Here is a 21,288-nt window from a genome sequence, read left to right as displayed (position 1 = left end):
TGTTGATGTGATGTAGATACCTAAATCCGGATAACGCTGCTACGTTTAATCCTGAAGGGCGGGAATGTCATGACGCAGACTTTTTTTCGTCATGACGGCACTTTAGGCTGGCTATGCAGGTCATTAATCCTGCAACCGCTTTTAACAAAGAAGAGGAGTCCACGATGGACGATTATCAGGAAGAACTGCTGGAGTACCAGGCCTTTGAATGGGATCCGCTGGATCCGGTCGACGACGCCACCGAGCTGTAAGACCGACTTCAGGCGCAATGCCGTTGACTGCGGCGAAATTCGCCTGGGGTCTGGTTATTCCACCGCCTGAATGCCCGTTGAAACGCTTGGGCCGAGGCAAAACCGAGCAAGTAGGCGATCTCGCCGAACGCCAGTTCCGTATCGCGAATGTAGGTCATGGCCAGGTCGCGGCGGGTATCGTTGAGAATCGCGCGGAACTGAGTGCCTTCCTCGGCCAGTTTGCGGCGCAGTGTCCAGGTCGGCAGCTTCAAGCGTGCCGCCACTTCTTCAAGGTCGGGTTCCCGGCCGCCATGGAGCATCGGCCCGAGCAGTCGGGTAATGCGCTCGCGCAGGCTGCGGGTGCGCGTCAGTTGCTCCAGTTCCCGTTCACACAGTTGCAGCAACAGTTGCCAGGTGCTCGGGCAATGGTCCGGATTGCGCAGGGCCAGGGTTGGCTGGCTGAGGCGCAGTTGATTGGCAGCGGCGCCGAAGTGGATCGGGCTGGTACCCAACAGGCTGTAGTGCTCACTGTAGTCCGGGGCGTCGAATTCAATGTCGATCCGCTGCGCCTGTACCGGTTGTCGAGCCAGGCTGGAGAGCTGATGCAGCCAGCTGGACAGGATCGAATCCACCACAAAGCGGTTGTAGGCGTTATAGGGGCTGATGGAATAGAAACGCAGCCAGGCACCTTCCGCGTCCTCATGAAAACTCGATTGCCCACGGTAGTTGGACCCATACAGCGGCTCGAAGCGCGTCAGTGTGCGAGCGGCTTCGCGTACGGTGGGTGCCTGGGCGGCGGTGACTCCGGCCAGGCCCGCCTGGCTCAAACGGCTGAATTGCCCCATACGCAGGCCCAACGCTGGGTCGCCGGTCAGTTGGATGGCCGCATGGCCCAGGCGCATGTAGCGCGGGATCGACAACCGCGCGCCGGCTTCGGCGAGGCGGGCGGGGTCGAGACCGTATTGCAGCAGCAGCGGTTGCGGGTCCAGGCCGTGGCTGGCGACGGCATCGGCCAGGGTGTGTACGAAACCCACCGACAGATCTCCCAGACGCACCGGCTTCATGGCGTTACAGCCAGATATTCAGTAAGCGTGCGCCACGGGCGTCGCCGTCGGCGCTGATCTGCCCGTTGTGGCTCAGAAAGCTTTGCCCGGCGGTGCCCAGGTCCCAGAACTGCCCACGCAGGAAGACGCTCACGCCGGCGCCTGCCTGGCTCACCGGCGGCTGGCTGATCAAGGTGAGGCGACGCCACGCTTGGCCTTCGCTGAGTTCTTCGGGTTTGAGGCTGATTTCCTGCGGCGTAGACACGCTTTTGAAGCCGCGCCACGGGCGGTCCCAGGTCTCGCGGCCGAGCACAAAGGCCGGTACCGCGATCAATTGCGCGCCGTGCTCGTTGAGCTTGCGGTAGTTGTCCGGGTACCAGCTGTCACTGCCCACCAGCACACCGAGGCGACCGGCCGGAGTGTCGACCACGCTGATGATGTTTTCGTCGCCAGGCTCGATAAACCCACGCTCATCGTAGATCGGGTACAGCTGGCGCTGCGGATCACCGACCGGCAGGCCGTCCGCCGCGAACACCACGCTGGCGTTGTACAGCGCGCCGTGGCCGACCTGCAGTTGCCCCTGGCTCACACTGGGATTGGGCAGCGTGATGGAGCCGGCTACCAGCGTGACCCCGAACTCCTTGGCCAACCCACCAAACAGCACCTGGTAATCACGTGCCATCGCCGGCGCTTTCATGCGCAGGTAGGCATCGTTGGTGCGGTCATCGCCGGTAGCGCTGATCCAGGCGCGCAGGAACTGCAGCGGGTTGCTGATCGACAGCCAGTGCATGGCATCCTTGGCGTGCAGCGCCTGGTACACCTCATTTTTTTCGCCGGTCAGCATCAGCCAGGTGCCGATATGCTCGGGCAGCACCACGATGGTCTTGTCATTGATCAGGCCTTGGTCCCGTGCGTTGCGCAGGTAGGCGGCGAGTTTCAGGTGCAGGCGTTCCAGGCTCTGGTAGTCGGCGGGGAACAGCTCCGGCTGGATGCCCAGCAGGTTGCCGCGGTCGGCAGGCTGGCCCTCGTTGACCGCGAGGGTGCTGCGCAGGTCCGACAGGTAATGCGCCACGGGGCGCTCCTGAGTCCAGACCAGGTACGCGGCAACGGCGGCAACCAGAGCCAGGGTGACGGTAAAAGCGAGAAGTTTGCGCATGGGGCAACAGACAACAGACCGGGTGCAGGGTTCGTTGACTAGGGTAGGGCCCCGGCAGCGGCTTGCCAAGGGGTGCTGTGCATTTGGATCAATAAGTTGTGAGTTTCGGTCATTGAGCGGTAGGGCACCGACTCTTAGTCTGTGGGATATAAACCGATGGGGCGTCATTCGAACGTCCCACGTCCCGTGATGATCCGTTGTGGAGCTGTACCATGACCGCTGCTGCCTATCCGCATCTGTTGGCCCCGTTGGACCTGGGTTTTACCACCTTGCGCAATCGTACCCTGATGGGGTCGATGCACACCGGCCTTGAAGAAAAGCCTGGTGGTTTCGAGCGCATGGCCGCCTATTTCGCCGAGCGCGCCCGTGGCGGCGTGGGCCTGATGGTTACCGGTGGCATTGGCCCGAACGATGAAGGCGGGGTGTACGCCGGCGCGGCCAAGTTGACCACCGACGAAGAAGCGCAGAAGCACAGGATCGTCACCCAGGCGGTGCACGCGGCGGGCGGTAAGATCTGCATGCAGATCCTTCACGCCGGCCGTTATGCCTACAGCCCCAAGCAGGTGGCGCCAAGCGCGATCCAGGCGCCGATCAACCCGTTCAAGCCCAAGGAGTTGGACGAAGAGGGCATCGAAAAGCAGATCCGGGATTTTGTCACCTGCTCGCTCTTGGCCCAGGTGGCCGAGTACGACGGCGTGGAAATCATGGGTTCCGAAGGTTATTTCATTAACCAGTTCCTGGCCGCCCACACCAACCACCGCACCGACCGTTGGGGCGGCAGCTATGAAAACCGCATGCGCCTGGCGGTGGAAATCGTCAGCCGTGTGCGCGCAGCGGTTGGTCCGAATTTCATCATTATCTTCCGCCTGTCGATGCTCGACCTGGTGGAAGGCGGCAGCACCTGGGAAGAAATCGTGCAGTTGGCCAAGGCCATCGAGCAGGCCGGCGCGACGATTATCAATACGGGTATCGGCTGGCACGAAGCGCGTATCCCGACCATTGCCACCAAGGTGCCGCGTGGCGCGTTCAGCAAAGTGACCGCCAAATTACGCGGTGCGGTGCGGATTCCGTTGATCACCACCAACCGCATCAACACCCCTGAAATCGCCGAGCGGATCCTTGCCGAAGGCGATGCGGACATGGTCTCCATGGCGCGGCCGTTCCTGGCCGACCCGGAGTTCGTCAACAAGGCCGCCGCCGGCCGTGCCGATGAAATCAACACCTGCATCGGCTGCAACCAGGCCTGCCTGGACCACACTTTTGGCGGCAAGCTGACGACCTGTCTGGTTAACCCGCGCGCGTGCTACGAGACCGAACTGAATTACCTGCCGGTGCAACAGATCAAGAAAATTGCCGTGGTCGGCGCCGGCCCTGCCGGCCTGGCCGCTGCGACGGTCGCGGCCGAGCGGGGCCACAAGGTGACGCTGTTCGATTCGGCCAGCGAAATCGGCGGTCAGTTCAACATCGCCAAGCGCGTGCCGGGCAAAGAAGAGTTTTTCGAAACCCTGCGCTACTTCAAACGCAAATTGCAGACCACCCATGTCGAACTGTGCCTCGACACCCGTGTGGATGTGGCGCAACTGACGGCCGGTGGCTACGACGAAATCATCCTGGCCACTGGCATTGCGCCGCGTACGCCGGCCATTCCAGGCGTGGAAAACGCCAAGGTACTGAGCTACCTGGACGTGATCCTTGAACGCAAACCGGTGGGCAAGCGCGTCGCGGTGATCGGCGCCGGTGGTATTGGTTTTGACGTGTCGGAATTCCTCGTGCATCAAGGTGTGTCCACCAGCCTGGACCGCGAAGCGTTCTGGAAGGAGTGGGGCATCGACACCCAGCTGCAAGCCCGTGGCGGCGTGGCCGGGATCAAGCCCGAGCGCCATGCGCCGGCGCGTGAGGTATTCCTGCTGCAACGCAAGGCGTCCAAGGTCGGCGACGGCCTGGGCAAGACCACCGGCTGGATCCACCGCACCGGGTTGAAGAACAAGCAGGTGCAAATGCTCAACAGTGTCGAGTACCTGAAAATCGACGACGACGGCCTGCATATCCGCATCGGCGCCGAAGGCGAGCCACAGGTGTTGGCGGTGGACAACATCGTGATTTGCGCCGGCCAGGACCCGTTGCGTGAACTGCACGACGGCCTGGTCGCGGCCGGCCAGAACGTGCACCTGATCGGCGGTGCGGACGTGGCGGCCGAGCTGGATGCCAAGCGCGCCATCAACCAGGGCTCGCGCCTTGCCGCCGAGCTGTAAAGAGCGAGCGGTCAACCAAAGGTGCGGTGTTAGACTACCGCACCTTTTTTCATGCAGATGCGCCCCCCATGGGTCCCTTCGATTGGCTGCCCCAGGCTCCCCTTGAACCCTTGCAGTTGGACTGGCTGAACGGGGTCGAACTGGCCGTGCTGCGCCTGGACCGCATCGACCCGCTGATCAGCGGCAACAAGTGGTTCAAGCTCACCGAGCACCTGACCCAGGCCCGACAGGCCGGTGCCCACGGCATCATCAGCCTGGGGGGGGCCTACTCCAACCATCTGCACGCACTGGCGGCGGCGGGCAAACGCTTTGGTTTTCCCACCGTCGGCCTGCTGCGCGGCCATCGGCAAGACACACCCACCGTCCTGGACTTGAAAGCGTTCGGCATGCAGCTGCATTGGCTGGGTTACGGCGGCTATCGCGCGCGTCATGAGCCGGGTTTCTGGGCGTCGTGGCGTGAGCTTTATCCGCACCTGTTTCCCGTGCCCGAAGGGGGCGGCGGATTGGCCGGCGCAACAGGTTGCAGGGTGCTGGTCGAACAGGCCCGCGCGCAATTGAGCAACCTGGGCTGGCCCGACTACGACGCCTGGTGGCTGGCGGCGGGCACCGGCACCACACTGGCCGGGTTGGTACTGGCCGAGGCGGGCGCGCATCCGGTGTACGGCGCGCTGGCCGTGCCGGACGATCACGGGGTGGCGCAGAACGTGAGCGCCCTGGTGTCAGGCGGCTACGAACTGGTGGACGCCAGCCGCGGCGGTTTCGCCAAGGTCGATCCGGTGTTGCTCGACTTCATTGAAACCACCGAGCAAGCCTGCGGGCTGCTACTGGAACCGCTCTACACCGGTAAGGCCCTGCTGGCGTTGAAACAACAGATCGAGGCCGGACGTATCGCACCCGACACTCGCCTGATCTTCGTGCACACCGGCGGCCTGCAAGGTCGCCGAGGGTTTACAGCCTAGCGCGCTTGCCCGGCATCATGCGCAAGGCGGTGTTATCGCGCACTACGTAATGGTGAAAGATGCCCGCCAATGCATGCAGCCCGATCAGCCAATAACCGAGCTTGCCGAACCACACGTGCCAGCCTTCAATCTGCTTGGCCAGGGCCTTGTTCTCGCCAATCAACGGCGGCAACTCCATGCCGTAGAACAGCACCGAATGCCCTTCGGCGCTGACGACCAACCAACCGGCGATCGGCATACCGATCATCAATGCGTAGAGCGCCAAGTGCATCAGCGTGGCCAACAGGCTTTGCCATTGCGGCGGCGCCGGTTCGATCTTCGGTGCAACTCCCAGGCTGCGTGCAAACAGTCGCAGCCACACCAGCACAAACACGGTGAGGCCGAGCATGAAGTGCATCTCGACGATCAGCGTGCGGGCGCCGCTGCCTTTGGGGAACTGGCCGCGTAATTCAATGCAGGCGTAGACCACCGCCAGCAGCACCACCATCAACCAGTGCAGCGCAATCGACATGGTGCTGTAGCGCGTATCGGAATTTTTCCACGGCATCGCTGGGTTTCCTCATTTCATCAGGGCAAGCCTGTGGTGAGGGAGCTTGCTCCCGCTGGACTGCGTAGCAGTCCCCATTCTTTGTAAACAAAGAGCGGGCCGCTTCGCGCCCCAGCGGGAGCAAGCTCCCTCGCCACAGGCACAGATTTTTCACGGAACAGCATTGCGTTCTTTGGTGACGCAGTGTTTTAACTGTATGCCTGTTTTGATCGGATTGCCCGGTGCGAATGCCGCTGTTTTGACCTCTGTCAGTGGCTTTGCGGCATTTCACCGCGGGCCAGGCGCTGGTTGATATCGGCGATCACCGTCGGCAGGTCGGCGAGCGTGTCGATCAGGTAATGCGGGCGTGAGCCTTCGAACATCGCCTCGATGCGCTTGCGCTCGCTGGCCAGTGTGGCGTTGTCCAGGACGCGGAACTGCTCATAGGTCAGGCCCAGTGCATTGCCGGAGCAGGTCAGCGCCACGGTCCACATCCCGGCGCGACGGCCTTCGAGGATGCCCGGCACGGTGTCGTCGACCTTCACGCATGCCGCCACATCGTCTATGCCCAGCGCGATGACGTTGGCCAGCGCCTGGGCCGGCCAGGGTCGGCCGTTGGGCACTTCGTCGGTGGCCACCACATGGTCGGCGATGTAGCCGTTGGTGGCCGCCAGTGCCACGACCTTGTCCATCACTTGTTTGGGGTAGCCGGAGCAGGAGCCAATTCTGAGACCGTGCGCACGCAGCTGGGCGATGGTGTCGAGGGCGCCGGGGATCAGCGCGGAGTGCTCGGCGATCTTTTCGATCTGCAACGGCATGAAGCGCTGGTAGATCGCGGTCACGTCGTCGTCGGTGGGCGTGCGGCCGAACGCCTCGCGGTAGCGCTCGGCGACCTGCGGCTGGTTGCACAGGGTGCGGATGTGGTCCCACTTGCCCATGCCCATCGGGCCTCGGGCTTCTTCGATAGAGACTTGCACACCGAACTCGGCGAAGGCCTCGACAAAGATCTGCGTGGGTGCGAAGGAGCCGAAGTCGACCACGGTGCCGGCCCAATCGAGGATCACGGCCTGGAGCGTGTTGGGGGCTTGATAGTTCATGGGTGCGATCCAAAGGATGAGAGGGTGATGCCCATCGCTTGCAGTGCCTGGGCGATGGCGGTAACGGCGGCGCGCATGTCGGCTGCGTCGACATGGCCGATGCAACCGACGCGGAACGTCTCCAGCCGGGTCAATTTGCCGGGGTACAGAATGAAACCCTGGGCCTTGACCCGTTCATAGAATTCCTTGAAGCGGTAGCGCGGGTCTTGCGGGGCATGGAAGGTGACGATGATCGGCGCCTGGATATCGGCCCGCAGGAAGCTGCGCAAACCCAGCCCGGCCATGCCGTCGAGCAACGCCTGGCAGTTGTTGGCGTAGCGTCGATGGCGTGCGGGCAGGCCACCGTCCTCGGCGTATTGCCGCAGCGCTTCGTGCAGGGCGGCGACCACGTGGGTCGGCGGAGTAAAGCGCCATTGGCCGGTCCTGACCATGTAGCTGTGCTGGTCGAAGAGGTCCATCGCCAGGGAATGGCAGTTGCCTTCGGCGGCGGCCAGCGCCTGTTTGTCGGCGAAGACGAAACCCATGCCCGGTACGCCTTCCAGGCACTTGCCCGAGGCAGCGATCAGCGCGTCGAACGGCACTTGGCGAGCATCGATAGGCAGCGCGCCGAAGGAACTCATGGCGTCGATGATCAGCCGTTTGCCGTGGTTGTTCACCACTTGGGCAATCTGCGCCAGCGGGTTGAGAATGCCGGTGCTGGTTTCGCAGTGGATCAGCGCGACATGGGTAATGGTCGGATCGGCGCCCAGCAGGCGGTCTGCATCGGCGGCGGTGGTGGGTTGGTCTTCGGCGGTTTCAAAGGTGCTGAAGTCGCGGCCGAGCACCTCGCAGATCTTCGCCAGGCGCTTGCCGTAGGCGCCGTTGATCAGCACCAGTACCTTGCCGTTGCGTGGGACCAACGTGCCGATGGCCGCTTCGACGGCAAACGTGCCGCTGCCCTGCAACGGCACGCAGTGGTGGCTGTCGGCGCCGTGGATGATCGCCAGCAGTTGCTCGCGGACGCTGGCGGTGAGTTGGTTGAAATCCTCGTCCCATGAACCCCAATCCACCGTCATTGCCTGACGGGTTCGAGCAGACGTGGTCAGTGGCCCGGGGGTGAGCAGGATGGGCGCGGCGGTGGTCATCGGGTGTCCTCGCAAAACAACGGGTTGACTCTACGGCGCCTAAATTGCAGTTTGGCTTGTTATCAATCAAATTGTTTGTTGTTATGCGAGTTATCAGTGAGGCCGATAATGATGAACCTGTTCCAACTGCGCGCATTCGATGCCGTGGCCCGCGAGGGCAGCTTTACCCAGGCCGCCAAGCGGCTGTTTATCAGCCAGCCGGCGGTGACCGGGCATATCAAGGCCCTGGAGGAGCATTACCAGATCCCGCTGCTGCGCCGCACCGCGCGACGGGTGGAATTGACCGAGGAAGGCGTGCGCCTGGCGGCGATCACCCGCTCGATCTTCGGCCTGGTGGACGAGGCACAGGCGCTGTTGGAAGCCAATCGCCAATTGCTCACCGGGCGCCTGGAAGTGGCGGCGGACGGTCCGCACCTGGTGATGCCATTGATCGCGCGCCTGCGCACGCGTTACCCAGGCATTACCGTGAACCTGCGTCTGGGCAATGCCCAGGAAACCCTGGCCGCGTTGTTGTCCGAGCACGTGGATGTGGCGGTGCTCACCGAGGTGGAACCGCGCAATGGCTTGTACCTGCAGCCCTTGAGCGCGTCACGGATCTGTGCGCTGGTGCCCAGCGGGCATCCATGGGCAACGGCGGACAAGGGCATTGAATTGGCGCAACTGCACGAGGTGATCATGGTGCTGCGCGAACCTGGCTCCATCACCCGCCGCACCTTTGATGGCGCTTGCCTTGCAGCCGGTGTGCAGCCCAACGTGCTGCTGGAACTGGACAGCCGTGAGGCGGTGACCGAAGCCGTCGCGGCGCAATTGGGGGTGGGGGTGGTGTCGTCGATGGAGGTCAGCCCGGACCCTCGCGTGCAGGCGATAGCAATCCAGGGCGCTGGGCTGGTCAATCGGCATTTGCTCGGTTGTATGGAGCGGCGTCGCTCATTGCGCTTGATCCAGGCGTTTTTCCAGTTGGCGCCCTGAGGGTTTTTGGTGGAACGATGCGTTCTTGCGCTATAAACTCTGCCCCCAAAGCGCCGGCCAGTAGACGTCTCGGCGCTATGGATATCAGAGAGTGAGTCATGGGCGCACAGTGGAAAGTCAAACATAAAGAAGCGGCAGCCAATGCCAAGGGCAAGATCTTCGGCAAGCTGGTGAAAGAAATCACCATCGCCGCCCGCAACGGTGCCGACACCGCGACCAACGCCCACCTGCGGCTGGTGGTGGAACAGGCCAAAAAAGCCTCGATGCCCAAGGAAACCCTGGACCGCGCGATCAAGAAGGGCGCCGGTCTGCTCGGTGAGACCGTGCAATACCACCGTGTGACTTACGAAGGGTTTGCCCCGCACCAGGTGCCGCTGATCGTTGAATGTGTAACCGACAACATCAACCGCACCGTGGCGGAGATCAGAGTGGCGTTCCGCAAGGGCCAACTGGGGGCTTCGGGCTCGGTGGCCTGGGACTTCAACCATGTGGGCCTGATCGAAGCCTCGCCGGACACGCCGGACGCCGATCCGGAAATGGCCGCCATCGAAGCCGGTGCCCAGGACTTTGAAGCAGGTGAGGAAGAGGGGACGACCCTGTTTATCACCGAGACCACCGACCTGGATGCGGTCCAGAAAGCACTGCCGGAGCAGGGTTTTACCGTGCTGTCGGCCAAGCTCGGCTACCTGTCGAAAAACCCGGTGAGCGGTTTGACCGATGAGCAGATGGCTGAAGTCGAGGCGTTCCTGGAAGGTCTGGACAACCATGATGACGTGCAGGATATGTTTGTCGGTTTGGCGGGCTGATTTATAACTGAATAGACACTGTTCAAATGAGGGAGGGGCACAGCCCCTCCCTCGTTGGTTTCAGGGGTGTTGGCTAGATTCGAGCAAGACCTCGATCTCTTCAAAGCTTGGTCGCGCCAACACATCCGGTTGACAGCAGGTTCTTTGCAGTTCCTGCAGTTCGTCGCTCAGTCCCCCCTCAACCCGCTCCAGCAACTCCCCCAGCAACACCCCGAACGCCCGCACTTCAATGCGCTGCAGCGCCCGTGTTTCGAGGGTATCCGCCGTGGCATGGAACGACGCCGCGCCAAAATCCCCGAGCAGGCAATCCCCGGCTTCATTCCACAGGATGTTGTGGCCGTAGAGGTCGCCATGGGTAATGCCGTGCCGGTGCAGATGCGCGGCCACCGAGGCGATGCCCCGTGCCATACGCAAGGCCACTTTGGCGCTGAAACGCGTGTCGGGCGCGTAGATGTCACGGGTACACGAGGCCAGGCTCGGCAGGGCCGCCAGGTTGCGGTAGCTCGGGTCGATCAGGTCCATCACCAGCGCAGCCTGGTCATCGGGGTGGCCGATGACGCGGCCCTGCACCCTGATCAGGTTGGGGTGCAGCCCGGCGGCGATGCAGGCTTGCATTTCGTGCAACGGCGAACCGTCGCTGGTGATGGTGCCTTTGTAGAGCTTGACGGCAACGGGCGTGCCCGTGGGTTTACGCAGCGCTTTGCGAATCACCCCCGAAGCGCCTTCGCCCAGCACTTGGGCCAGTTCCAGCTCGGCCCAAGGAATGTCGGGCGTGGCGTCGTCCACCGCTACATCCACCGCCATTTCCACCGGGTTACCGGCATAGGCCAGCCAGGTCAGGCTGGGCAGGGTCAACAGCCACGCCGGCAGCTGGGTGAAGCGGTTGGACGCGATGCGCAGCAATTCGAGGTGGTGACAGTGACTCAGGTTCGGCGGCAGATGCGCCAATTGGTTGCCGGCCAGCATCAGTTTTTGCAGCAGTGGGCGCTCGCCCAATTCATCGGGCAATTGGCTGATACGGTTGTCGGTGAGGATCAGCCAGCGCAGCAACGGCGGCAGCGCGGCGGCGGACACGTGGCTGATCTGGTTGGCCTTGAAACCGATCATGCTCAGTTGCGCGCACTGGCCCAGGCATTCGGGCAGTTCGGTGAAGGCGTTGTCCGAGCAGAACAGTACCCGCAGGTGTGGCAGGCGATGCAGGTCGTCGGGCAACCGGCTCAGGGCGTTACCGCTGAGGTTGAGGATTTCCAGGGAGTCGGCCAGGTCGAAGATTTCCCGGGGAAATTCGGTGAGCCCGCAGGACAGGTCCAGGCGCTGGATACCGGCCAATTGGCCGGACTTGAGTTGGGCGAGGGTATGCATCAGCGGCGCGGTCACTCGGCTAGGGGGGCGTAAAGGGCGCTCATGATACCGGGTCGGGCACCGGTTGCGGGCTGGCCTGTTGCAATTGGTTCAGGCGGCTGGCGGTGCGGGCGAGGTCGATGGCCTCGCCACTCATCGCCTGTGCCAGTGGCTGTTCACCGATCAGCACCAGGTGCTTGTCTTTGTCGTAGAGCACGTCCACCAGGTTGATAAAGCGCTGCTGCACGGCAATCGGACACTCGGCCAGGTGAGGCAGGCCGTCGATGATCCAGTGGTCGAAATCTTCGCACAGCAGCAGGTAATCCATCACGGCCGTCAGTTGTTCGCATAGGTCGCTGAAGGTGAACGCGACCGTTCGCGCCTGATGGTAGCGACAGGCCAACTGCCGGTTGCCCACTGCCAGGGTATGCGCCGGGCCATCCATGGCGGGGAGGCCGAGCGTCGCGCGTTGGGCCGCGGTGCCGGGCCACACATACTGCCCCGTGGTAAAGCGTTGCGTGGCGTGGGCCTGGGGCAAGCGGCGAAAATCCTCGGGGGAGCTGACTTCCAAGACGTCCATGCGCGCGGCGATCAAGTCGATCACCGGCTTGAAACGCTCGTGGTACAGAGGGTTGGGCAACAGGCCTTCAGGCGGATAGTTGGAGGTGACCAGCACCCAGACACCGCGCCGGAACAGGGCCTGGAACAGCCGCGTGATCAGCATGGCGTCGCCGATGTCGTGGACGTGGAACTCGTCGAAACACAGCACCTGGCAGCCGTCGAGCAACTCATCGAGGGTCATGGCGAGCGCATCGTCCACGGCCCGGTGGGCGAACATGCCGCGGTGCAAGCGCGCGAAAAACTCATGGAAATGCACACGCTGTTTCTCGGCGATGGGCAGCGCCTGGAAGAAACCGTCCAGCAGCCAGCTTTTGCCACGTCCCACCGGACCGTGCAGGTACAGGCTTCGAGTGGGCCGGCGGGCGAGCCGGTGCCGGGTTTCGCGTGCCATGGCGGCGATTGCCCGGTCCTGGCCGGCGCTGAGGGTGTAACCCTGTTGCCGGGCCTGGTCCTCAAAGAATGCCTGGATGGGCGAGTTGTCGTGGGGGGCGCTGTGTTTACCGAGTAAACGACGGAGCAGGGGAAGCACGGCCAATGCGAGTCACTCTGTAGTGCGGTGGTCGCTCACTTTAGGGCGCTCGCGCTGATTTGACCAATACAGGAGCGCCCGCGCCTAGAACTGCAACAGGTGTGCGGGCACCTGGTCCGCCGGGCTGACGACCGCATAGTTGTAGCCGCCGCCGGACCAGTATTGCGCTTGCAGCCCATCTGCGGTGCGGCTGCCACGCGGTAGAAAACCGTTGTTCGGCCCCGGCGGCCGGATATAGAAACTGATGCGCCGGCCTTGCGCGTCCTGGTAAAGCACCATGGCGGCAGCGCCTTGCTCGGTGCTGAGCAAACGCCCGCTGACCGGCTTGAACCCCGATGGGCTCAAATCCGGCAGGCGATGGGCCTGGTTGAAATAGCGGTCGAGCCAGGCCTGCATGGTGCCGCTGTCCTGGGCGTTGTAATCGGCGGGCAGGATGCCGTCCTGGGCAAACAGCCGGAACGCTTGCATCGCGTCGGCCATTGGCTGTTGGGGTGATTGCGTGGCTTCACGGGCGTGCCAGCCGCCGAGGCCGCCAAGGCTCACGGCGATCAGCAACACGGCGGCCGTGGCGAAGTGGCGGCGCGACCGGTGCTGGATGCGCTGGCGAATCAGCGCCGGGTCAAGGTTGGGGTTGGCCGGCTGTTGCAGGGCGCCGCTCAATGACGCGCGCAGCAACTGCGCATCCTGCTGCCAGGCATGCACTTGGGCCGCGACGTCGGGGTGCGCGGCCAGCCACGTTTCGAGAACACGGCGATCGCTCTCCAGGAGTTGGTGATCGACGTAGGCATGCAGGTCGCGTTCGCTGGGGGGCAGGCTGATCATTTGAGTATCCGCAGGGAAGGGCTGGCAATTTCGCCGTCGCTGAGTTGCCGCAGGGCTTGGCGGGCGCGGGACAGGCGTGACATCACGGTGCCAAGCGGCACGTCGAGTATTTCGGCGACTTCCTTGTAGCTCAAGCCTTCGACCGAGACCCACAGCAACAACGCGCGTTGTTCGGTGTTGAGTTGATCGAACGCCTGCAGGGTCGACTGGGCGATCACCGTGCGCTCGACCGACGGCTGCGCATCTTCGCGGCCGGTGAAGAATTCCAGCATGCGCGCATAGCGCCGGGTGCGCCGGTGGGCATCGAGGAACTGGCGGTAGAGGATCGAGAACAGCCAGGCGCGCAGGTCGCCTTCGATGCGTTTGTCGGCCCAGCGGGTGATCGCCCGCTCCAGGGTCGACTGCACCAGGTCATCGGCACTGCTGGCGTTACGGGTCAGGGACACAGCAAAACGCCGCAGCCTGGGGATGAGTTCACGTAACGGTTCGTCGAGTTCATGCATGGGGTGTCTGGCTGGTCACTACGCTGGGACTAGAGAGACGCCCGGCGCCGGCGGTTATTCCAGGCCACGAAAAATAAATCCGTGCCCAGGGAATAGGGTGGGGCGGTGTTCGTCTCAATACACCGACCTTATGTTCACCCCCTAAGGCCACTGGCCCTGGAGTTTGTTTATGGTAGATCACTCATCACCGCCGCGTCCCCCGTTGAGCAAGGCGAGCCTGATCGCGCGGCTCGCCGGTATCGGTGCCGTGGTTGCTGTTGTGGCAGGGGCATTTGCCTACGTCAACGGCACGCTTGACCCACAGCGCCTGCGTCCGAAAACTCTGGTCAACGCGCTGGAAACCAATAACGGCGTGCATCCGGGCTTTCGGCGCAACCATGCCAAGGGCGTGTGCGTGGCCGGGTATTTCGAGAGCAGCCCCGAGGCCCGTGCGTATTCCAGTGCGCAGGTGTTCAGCGAGGCCAGGACCCCGTTGATCGGCCGGTTCGCCTTGCCCAGCGGTAACCCGTATGCGCCGGACAGCAGTGTGCCGATCCGCAGTTTTGCCGTGCAATTCAGCCAGGCTAACGGCCAGCAATGGCGCACGGGAATGAACAGTATGCCGGTGTTTCCGGTGGGCACGCCCGAGGCGTTTTACCAGTTGCTCAAAGCGGGCGCGCCGGACCCCGCCACCGGCAAGCCGGACCCTTTGAGCATGCCGGCGTTTTTTGCCGCGCATCCGGAGACTGCGCCGTTCCTGGCGTGGGTCAAGACCGCCAAGCCGTCTGCCAGTTACGCCACCGAGACCTATAACGGCATTAACGCGTTCTATCTGGTCAGTGCCGATGGCAAGCGCCAGGCGGTGCGCTGGAGCGTGGTACCACAGCGTCAGGATGCGCTGGGCGATACCGCGCCGGCCGGCGCAGACTTCCTCGAAAAAGACCTGGTGCAACACCTGGCCGCCGGGCCGTTGCGTTGGCAATTGAACATGACCCTGGCCAACCCCGGCGACCCGCTGGACGACGCCAGCAAGACCTGGACCGGCGAGCACAAAGTGTTGAACGCCGGCACCCTGGTGGTGCAGAGCAGCCAACCCCAGGCTGACGGCGATTGCCGCGACATCAACTTCGATCCGTTGATCTTGCCCAGCGGTATCGAAGCCTCCAATGACCCGCTGCTGGCCGCTCGTTCGGCCGCGTATGCCAGTTCCTACCTGCGCCGTGCCGGTGAAGTCAGCCCGTTGCACAGCGCCCCTCAGGAGTCGAAACCATGAATGCACAACCACGGTTTTTCGCGCCCCTGGCGCGGCTGCTGCATTGGCTGATGGCGCTGATGATCATCGCCATGCTGTTTATCGGCGCGGGTTTGGCGGCGTCCGTTTCCGAGCGGCATGAATGGTTGATCCACCTGCACAAGCCGCTGGGCATCGCGATCCTGGCGTTGGTGATCGTGCGTCTGGTGGTGCGTTTCTCCACTCGCCAACCGCCGTTGCCGTCTGATCTGCCCCTGTGGCAACGGCTGGCCGCCAAGGCGTCCCATGTGCTGCTGTATACATTGATGCTGGTATTGCCGCTGCTGGGCTGGGCGATGATTTCGGCGGCGGGCGACCCGGTGATGCTCAGCAGTTCGGTGCAGTTGCCGGCATTGGTGGGCGCTGATGCACCGTTGTTTGCACTGCTGCGCAAGGCCCACGGGTTTTTGGCCTACCTGCTGTTTTTGACCGTGCTGGCGCACCTGGCCGCGGCGCTGTTCCATGGGTGGATTCGGCGTGACGGTGTGCTGCAGAGCATGACCGGTACCAAGGGCTGAGCAAGTCAGTGTGGTCAACTCCTGCACCACACTGATTCAACGGGGTACGCCCACTATCAGCGCAGGACACCGACGATATCGGCGACGGTGCTCAGCACATCCTTGCCCAGTTGCTTGGAGCGTTCGCCTGACCAACCGGTGTGGGGGTTGGGGGCGTCGTCGTTGTCCTTGAAGGGCATTTCCAGGGTCAGTGACAGGCAGTCGTATTTCTCGCCGACGGCATTGCAGGCCAGGGTCATGTTGGCTTCGCCCGGCAGGTCGCGGGTGTAGCCGTGGGTGGTCTGGAAATCGCGGGTCAGTGCGCTGAGGTGGCGGCGAAAGTGTTTTTCCAGGGCTTCGATGCGTGGGGTGTAGCCGGGGTTGCCTTCGCACGCGGCGGTGAACACGTAGGGGATTTCTTCGTCGCCGTGGATATCCAGGAACAGGTCGACGCCGTATTTTTCCATTTGTTGCTGTACGAACAGTACTTCGGGGCTGGTTTCCGGGTTCGCGCTTTGCCAGGCGCGGTTGAGGTCCTGGCCTGCGGCATTGGTGCGCAGGTGGCCGTGGAAGGCGCCGTCGGGGTTCATGTTCGGTACCAGGTACAGGTCGGCGACGGCCAGCAGTTTTTTCATCTGGGCATCACCATCCTGTTGCAGGCGTTCGATGATGCCTTCCATAAACCATTCGGCCATGTGCTCGCCGGGGTGTTGCTGGGCGATGATCCAGATATTGCGTCGGCCTTCGCCACCTTTGCCGCGACGCAGCAGTTGGATGCTGCGGCCTTCGACACTTTTACCGGTGGCCAGCAGTTGGGTGCCGGCGTATTTCAATGCTTGCTCGATCAGCCCGTCGTGGCGCTCGCGGCTATAGGGTTCGAAGTATGCGAACCACGCGTGTTTCTCGCGGGTTTGCAGGCTGATGTGCAGGATCTCGCCGTCAAACACCGTCGGCACCCGAAACCAGTTGACGTGGTCATAAGACGCGACAGCCTTGTAGCCGCTCCACGCATGCCTGTAGGAAGATTTACCGGCATTGCTCAAGCGAAAAGTGTGGGTGTGGCCCACGTGCATGCCTTCGGCCTTGAAGTGGAACCATTGGAAATGTTGGCTGCGGGTATCGGGTTTGATTGCCAGCAGCAACTGGTAGGCATCGCTGGCGTCGAGCACCTGGATATTGCCACTGTCGAAGTTGGTGCTGATCTTGATGGAGGTCAAGGCCACGGTCATAGTCTGGTTGCCTGAATATGAGTTATGGCGGCTATATTACACAGGACGCTGGTAAAGGCTGGACGCAAAATTGTTGCGCAGGAGGGGGCATCATCCCTGACGCGGCCGCAGCTTAGGTTCTATGAGATTGATTCTCAAGCGCTATTTCGCAGAGATGTGAGCCAGAGCGCTCGGCTGGGTTTCTTTGGGCGATGGTCTTTTGCTACCATGCGTGTCATCAAGCAACACACAGTCTTCATTAGCCTGAAGCCATGCCAGGGAAACTGGCAAAAAAAAGACCCGGCCAAAGAGCCGGGTCAAAAACCGTGATTAGCCTGATGAGGAGATATTCCAAGAGTCCGACCTAAGGTCCCTTGGTCTATCGACTGATCTCGCGATCAGCTGGGCCCAATAATAATAATTATCATTTGCAAGTCAAATGTTTTTATCCGCCGGATAGAAATATTTTTCTTTCGCGTCGTTATACGTTTGCCTGACTCGGCGGCGGCTGCAACGAACGCTCCACCATCGCCTTCGCCATATCGATCAAATACACCACCGAAAACGCCAGGTCCCGCTGATTGCCCTGATGGCTGCTCGCCGACTCATAGGCCGTGGCCGCTGCGCTGCGCAGCAGGTCGGAGGCATGCACCAGGGCTTCTTCCTGGCTGATGCCGGGTTTTATGGCGAACAGGGTCTGATCCGCCGTCGCGGCCGACATTTCTTCTTTCAAGTAAAAATCCAGCGCACGCTGGGCAGCGCCGCTGCTGCGCAGGTGTTGCAGGTCGTTGTCTTCGAGTGTTTCGGGCAGGAGATACGGGCTCGTCGTCATAAGGGGCGGTACTCTGTGTGGGTGTCGAAAACCTTATGCCTGATGATAGTACGTATCGTATTTATGTCGTTTTATGGATTACTACAAACTGTTTATTGCCCTGAAAACTGGCTGACGTATCGTCGCGTCCATGGATAACTGGATAGCGTTGGTCAAGGCCAACATGAAAGACCGCAAGGTCACGCAAGGTGAGCTGGCTGAGCGCCTGGGGATGTCCCAGGGCGGTGTCGGCCACTGGCTCAACAAGCGCCGCGTACCCAGCCTGGAGGACATGAACCGGGTGTTGGAGGCTCTGGGGCTGGGCTACCTGGAGGTGGTGCAGCAGGTGCGAGAGAGGGCCGATGAAGCACCGGCCCTGGTCAAGCGGTACAACCCGTATTTCCGTTATCCGGTCAGTGACTGGGACGCCCTGTGTGAAGTCTGCGATGAGCGCCCGGCCTATGGCGATGCGCGCTTCGAACTGAGCGATTACCACGCTCGGGGCGATGCCTTCTGGCTACCGGTGACAGGCGATGCCATGACCGCGCCCACAGGCCTGAGCATCGCGGCGGGTATGCTGATTCTGGTGGACCCAGCCCTTATCGCCGAACCCGGCAAACTGGTGGTCGCCCAATGGGCCGACAGTCCCCAGGCCACCTTCCGCCAGTTGCTCGAAGAAAGCGGCCAGCGTTACCTGGTACCGCTCAATCCCACCTATCCGAAACAGCGGTTCACCGTCGATTGCCGCATCCTCGGCGTGGTGGTGCAGGCTTGCGCGAAGTTCTAGTCCGCGCTTTCCAGCTCCACCAATGCGCAACCCTCTGCAACCATTTCGCCTTCCTGGCAGAACAGCGCCTTGACCACCCCGGCCTGCGGCGCGCGGATGCTGTGCTCCATTTTCATCGCCTCCAGTACCACCAGTTGCGCGCCGGCCTCGACCGCTTGGCCCACCGCCACCAGCACGCGCACGATGCTGCCGTTCATCGGTGCGGTGAGGCCGCCCTGATGAGCCTGGCTGGCGTCCACCGCCGCAATCGGGTCGAACAGGCTGACGCCGTGCATCTCGTCGTCCCAGCGCAGGAATACTGAACCTTGGCTGCGTATTGCCAGATGTGAACGCCGTACGCCCTCACGTTCGATCAGCAACTGCTCACCGCGCAACTGCGCCGCAGTGCCCGCCAAGGTCACCAGCCGATCCTGCCCATTGCAGCTCAGATGCAACGACACCTCAGCGGGCAAACCGGCGCGAAAACCACGTGTATCCGCCCACGGCCCGTCCCCCACTGGCAAGCTCTGCATAAACGCCGAGCCCGCCGCCTGCCAGAATGCGTCGCTCAACTCGCCGGGCACGGGTAGCAACTGATCCTGATAACGCGGAATAAACCCGGTATCCAGTTCGGCCGCCGCAAACGCCGGGTGCCCGATGATGCGCCGCAGGAAGCCCAGGTTGGTCTTCAGCCCACCGACGGCAAATTCGTCGAGCATGCTCAGCAAGCGCAGCCGCGCCTGCTCGCGGTCTTCGCCCCAGGCAATCAGCTTGCCGAGCATCGGGTCGTAGAAGGGCGACACGCTATCGCCTTGCTCGACGCCACTGTCCACCCGCCGGCCAGGGCCCGCGGCAGACTCGCGGTACAGCGCCAGGTGCCCGGTGGCGGGCAGGAAATCATGGGCTGGGTCTTCGGCATATAAGCGCACTTCAATCGCGTGGCCGATCAGCGGCACCTGTTCCTGGGTGATCGGCAGCGCCTCACCCTGGGCCACGCGAATCTGCCAGGCCACCAGGTCCAGGCCGGTGATCGCCTCGGTCACCGGGTGTTCCACCTGCAACCGTGTGTTCATCTCCATGAAGAAAAACTCGCCGCGTGCGTCCAGCAGGAACTCCACGGTGCCGGCACCTACGTAGCCGATCGCCTGGGCCGCGCGTACGGCGGCTTCGCCCATGGCCCGGCGTTGTTCAACACTGAGCCCTGGCGCCGGTGCTTCTTCGACGACTTTTTGGTGGCGACGTTGAATCGAACAATCGCGTTCATTGAGATACAAACAATGCCCGTGTTGATCGGCAAATACCTGGATCTCCACGTGGCGCGGCTTGAGCAGGTATTTCTCCACCAGCATTTGCCCATTGCCAAACGACGACAGCGCTTCACGCTGGGCCGAGGCCAGGGCTTCGGCGAGTTGGTCGACGTGCTCGACCACCTTCATGCCCTTGCCACCGCCGCCGGCGGTGGCCTTGAGCAGCACCGGGTAGCCAATGCGCGCGCAGGCTTCGCGGAAGGTTTCCAGGTCCTGGGCTTCGCCGTGATAACCCGGCACCAGCGGCACACCGGCGGTCTCCATCAGCGCCTTGGCGGCGGATTTGCTGCCCATGGCGTCGATGGCCGAGGCGGGTGGACCAAGGAAGATCAGGCCCGCGCTTTCAATCGCACGGGCAAAGGCGGCGTTTTCCGACAAAAAGCCATAGCCCGGATGAATCGCCTGGGCACCGCTGGACTGGGCGGCGGCAATGAGTTTGTCGATCTGCAGGTAGCTCTCGGCAGCCTTGCTGCCGCCCAGGTCGACGCGGATATCCGCCTCGCGGCTGTGCCGTGCATCGCGGTCGATGGCGCTGTGCACGGCGACGGTGGTCAAGCCCATGGCCTTGGCGGTACGCATCACCCGGCAGGCGATTTCGCCACGGTTGGCCACCAGTACAGTGGTCAATGTGTTCATGAACGCGGCTCCTGCGACTGCCAACTCGGCGCACGTTTTTGCAGGAAGGCCCTTAACCCCTCCTGGCCCTCGGCGCTGACGCGAATCCGCGCGATGGCATTTTCGCAATAGCGGCGCAGGGCAGGGGTGAGGGCGCCGTTACCCACCTCACGCAGCAGGTCCTTGCTGGCGCGCATTGCGGCCGGGCTGTTGTGCAACAGGTTGGCGATCCACTGCTCTACGTGCGTGTTCAACTCCTCCGCTGGGTAGCTTTCCGCCAGCAGGCCGATGTCGCGCGCGCGCTGGCCGCCAAAGCGTTCAGCGGTCAGGGCATAACGGCGTGCCGCGCGTTCGCCGATGGCCTGCACCACGAAGGGGCTGATCACCGCCGGTGCCAGGCCGATGCGCACTTCCGATAAACAGAATTGCGCGTCATCGGCGCCAATCGCCATGTCGCAGCAACTGATCAAGCCCAGCGCGCCGCCGTAGGCCGCGCCTTGTACCACCGCCAGGGTGGGGATTTTCAGTTTGGCCAGGTTGTACATCAGCTCCGCCAGTTCGCGGGCGTCGTCCAGGTTGGTGTGATAATCCAGCTCGGCCGACTGCTGCATCCAGGCCAGGTCCGCACCGGCGCTGAAGTGCTTGCCGCGCCCGCGCAACACCAGAAAGCGCAGGGAGGCGTCACCTTGTACCTGGTCGAGGGCGATGATCAGTTCGCGGATCATTTCGGCGTTGAACGCGTTGTTCTTGGCTTCACGACTGAGCCACAGCGTGGCAAAGCCACGACGGTCGGTGATCAGTTCGAGGGTGTTGAAATCACTCATGGGGTACAGCTC

Annotated in this window: 21 protein-coding genes; 8 read left to right on the top strand and 13 right to left on the bottom strand. The window is 62.6% G+C overall.

The genetic code is table 11. From position 1 onward, the window contains the following. The first annotated feature begins 113 nt into the window (after positions 1–113). On the top strand, positions 114–251 hold the full coding sequence (locus tag PSH66_RS18835) for a hypothetical protein (RefSeq protein ID WP_003174813.1): 138 nt from the start codon (positions 114–116) through the stop codon (positions 249–251). A gap of 8 nt (positions 252–259) precedes the next feature. Here PSH66_RS18835 and PSH66_RS18830 read toward each other — a convergent pair whose 3' ends face one another. Both PSH66_RS18830 and PSH66_RS18825 read right to left on the bottom strand, forming a co-directional pair. After that, positions 260–1,294, bottom strand: coding sequence for an AraC family transcriptional regulator (locus PSH66_RS18830; protein WP_003174812.1), 1,035 nt, complete (start codon positions 1,292–1,294; stop codon positions 260–262). A gap of 4 nt (positions 1,295–1,298) precedes the next feature. Further along, a complete protein-coding gene (locus PSH66_RS18825; protein ID WP_305427433.1) occupies positions 1,299–2,429 on the bottom strand; it encodes a carbon-nitrogen hydrolase family protein in 1,131 nt (376 codons plus the stop codon). A 212-nt stretch (positions 2,430–2,641) separates the two neighbouring features. Between PSH66_RS18825 and PSH66_RS18820 the strand changes: the two genes are divergently transcribed. Both PSH66_RS18820 and PSH66_RS18815 read left to right on the top strand, forming a co-directional pair. Continuing rightward, positions 2,642–4,681, top strand: a complete 2,040-nt coding sequence (locus tag PSH66_RS18820) for an NADPH-dependent 2,4-dienoyl-CoA reductase (protein ID WP_305427432.1) — start codon at positions 2,642–2,644, stop codon at positions 4,679–4,681. Between the two features lie 68 nt (positions 4,682–4,749). After that, the gene (locus tag PSH66_RS18815) at positions 4,750–5,640 is read left to right on the top strand and encodes a 1-aminocyclopropane-1-carboxylate deaminase/D-cysteine desulfhydrase (protein ID WP_141064872.1); all 891 of its coding nucleotides are present in this window, start codon (positions 4,750–4,752) and stop codon (positions 5,638–5,640) included. Here the strand turns inward: PSH66_RS18815 and PSH66_RS18810 are convergent. The 3 genes from PSH66_RS18810 to PSH66_RS18800 form a co-directional block, all read right to left on the bottom strand. After that, the gene (locus tag PSH66_RS18810; RefSeq protein WP_003174808.1) at positions 5,630–6,187 is read right to left on the bottom strand and encodes a cytochrome b; all 558 of its coding nucleotides are present in this window, start codon (positions 6,185–6,187) and stop codon (positions 5,630–5,632) included. The two genes, PSH66_RS18815 and PSH66_RS18810, sit on opposite strands and share 11 nt — an antisense overlap. A gap of 248 nt (positions 6,188–6,435) precedes the next feature. Further along, positions 6,436–7,263: a phosphonoacetaldehyde hydrolase gene (gene phnX, locus PSH66_RS18805; protein WP_003174807.1), complete on the bottom strand. Its 828-nt coding sequence runs from the start codon at positions 7,261–7,263 to the stop codon at positions 6,436–6,438. Further along, a complete protein-coding gene (locus PSH66_RS18800) occupies positions 7,260–8,387 on the bottom strand; it encodes a 2-aminoethylphosphonate--pyruvate transaminase (protein ID WP_305427431.1) in 1,128 nt (375 codons plus the stop codon). Before PSH66_RS18800 ends, phnX begins: the two co-directional genes overlap by 4 nt. A gap of 111 nt (positions 8,388–8,498) precedes the next feature. Between PSH66_RS18800 and PSH66_RS18795 the strand changes: the two genes are divergently transcribed. Both PSH66_RS18795 and PSH66_RS18790 read left to right on the top strand, forming a co-directional pair. Beyond that, positions 8,499–9,356 (top strand): LysR substrate-binding domain-containing protein, encoded by an 858-nt coding sequence (locus tag PSH66_RS18795; protein ID WP_305429631.1) that lies wholly within the window; start codon positions 8,499–8,501, stop codon positions 9,354–9,356. A 98-nt stretch (positions 9,357–9,454) separates the two neighbouring features. Continuing rightward, positions 9,455–10,162, top strand: coding sequence for a YebC/PmpR family DNA-binding transcriptional regulator (locus PSH66_RS18790; RefSeq protein ID WP_003174804.1), 708 nt, complete (start codon positions 9,455–9,457; stop codon positions 10,160–10,162). Positions 10,163–10,222: 60 nt separating this feature from the next. Here PSH66_RS18790 and PSH66_RS18785 read toward each other — a convergent pair whose 3' ends face one another. The 4 genes from PSH66_RS18785 to PSH66_RS18770 form a co-directional block, all read right to left on the bottom strand. After that, entirely contained in the window at positions 10,223–11,524 is a 1,302-nt protein-coding gene (locus PSH66_RS18785; protein WP_305427430.1) for a protein kinase, read from the bottom strand. 40 nt (positions 11,525–11,564) lie between these two features. Beyond that, positions 11,565–12,659 (bottom strand): cell division protein ZapE, encoded by a 1,095-nt coding sequence (gene zapE / locus PSH66_RS18780; RefSeq protein WP_305427429.1) that lies wholly within the window; start codon positions 12,657–12,659, stop codon positions 11,565–11,567. 78 nt (positions 12,660–12,737) lie between these two features. After that, complete coding sequence (locus tag PSH66_RS18775) at positions 12,738–13,475, bottom strand: anti-sigma factor (protein WP_078825258.1); 738 nt, start codon at positions 13,473–13,475, stop codon at positions 12,738–12,740. Further along, complete coding sequence (locus PSH66_RS18770) at positions 13,472–13,978, bottom strand: sigma-70 family RNA polymerase sigma factor (RefSeq protein ID WP_003174800.1); 507 nt, start codon at positions 13,976–13,978, stop codon at positions 13,472–13,474. Before PSH66_RS18770 ends, PSH66_RS18775 begins: the two co-directional genes overlap by 4 nt. Positions 13,979–14,147: 169 nt before the next feature. Between PSH66_RS18770 and PSH66_RS18765 the strand changes: the two genes are divergently transcribed. Both PSH66_RS18765 and PSH66_RS18760 read left to right on the top strand, forming a co-directional pair. After that, positions 14,148–15,230, top strand: a complete 1,083-nt coding sequence (locus tag PSH66_RS18765) for a catalase family peroxidase (RefSeq protein ID WP_003174799.1) — start codon at positions 14,148–14,150, stop codon at positions 15,228–15,230. Then, positions 15,227–15,766: a cytochrome b gene (locus tag PSH66_RS18760; protein WP_141064878.1), complete on the top strand. Its 540-nt coding sequence runs from the start codon at positions 15,227–15,229 to the stop codon at positions 15,764–15,766. The genes PSH66_RS18765 and PSH66_RS18760 overlap by 4 nt, the downstream gene beginning before the upstream one ends. Before the next feature lie 56 nt (positions 15,767–15,822). Here PSH66_RS18760 and PSH66_RS18755 read toward each other — a convergent pair whose 3' ends face one another. Together PSH66_RS18755 and PSH66_RS18750 are read right to left on the bottom strand one after the other, a co-directional pair. After that, positions 15,823–16,974, bottom strand: a complete 1,152-nt coding sequence (locus PSH66_RS18755; protein WP_003174797.1) for a M14-type cytosolic carboxypeptidase — start codon at positions 16,972–16,974, stop codon at positions 15,823–15,825. 460 nt (positions 16,975–17,434) lie between these two features. Next, positions 17,435–17,785: a DUF3077 domain-containing protein gene (locus PSH66_RS18750; RefSeq protein WP_003174796.1), complete on the bottom strand. Its 351-nt coding sequence runs from the start codon at positions 17,783–17,785 to the stop codon at positions 17,435–17,437. 130 nt (positions 17,786–17,915) lie between these two features. On the opposite strand from PSH66_RS18750, the gene PSH66_RS18745 reads away from it, so the two are divergent. Further along, entirely contained in the window at positions 17,916–18,551 is a 636-nt protein-coding gene (locus PSH66_RS18745; protein WP_003174795.1) for a LexA family transcriptional regulator, read from the top strand. On the opposite strand, the gene PSH66_RS18740 is transcribed toward PSH66_RS18745, so the two are convergent. Continuing rightward, positions 18,548–20,473 carry an acetyl/propionyl/methylcrotonyl-CoA carboxylase subunit alpha gene (locus PSH66_RS18740; RefSeq protein WP_305427428.1) on the bottom strand — a complete coding sequence of 642 codons (1,926 nt, stop codon included), beginning with the start codon at positions 20,471–20,473 and terminating at the stop codon, positions 18,548–18,550. The genes PSH66_RS18745 and PSH66_RS18740 overlap by 4 nt on opposite strands. After that, on the bottom strand, positions 20,470–21,276 hold the full coding sequence (locus PSH66_RS18735) for a gamma-carboxygeranoyl-CoA hydratase (RefSeq protein WP_003174793.1): 807 nt from the start codon (positions 21,274–21,276) through the stop codon (positions 20,470–20,472). The genes PSH66_RS18740 and PSH66_RS18735 overlap by 4 nt, the downstream gene beginning before the upstream one ends. Between the last annotated feature and the right edge of the window lie 12 nt (positions 21,277–21,288).

Source organism: Pseudomonas sp. FP597 (genome assembly GCF_030687435.1).
In the GTDB taxonomy this organism is placed as follows: Bacteria; Pseudomonadota; Gammaproteobacteria; order Pseudomonadales; family Pseudomonadaceae; genus Aquipseudomonas; species Aquipseudomonas lactucae.
Note: the sequence above shows the minus strand (reverse complement) of the source record. Positions and strands in the feature narration are given on the sequence as shown.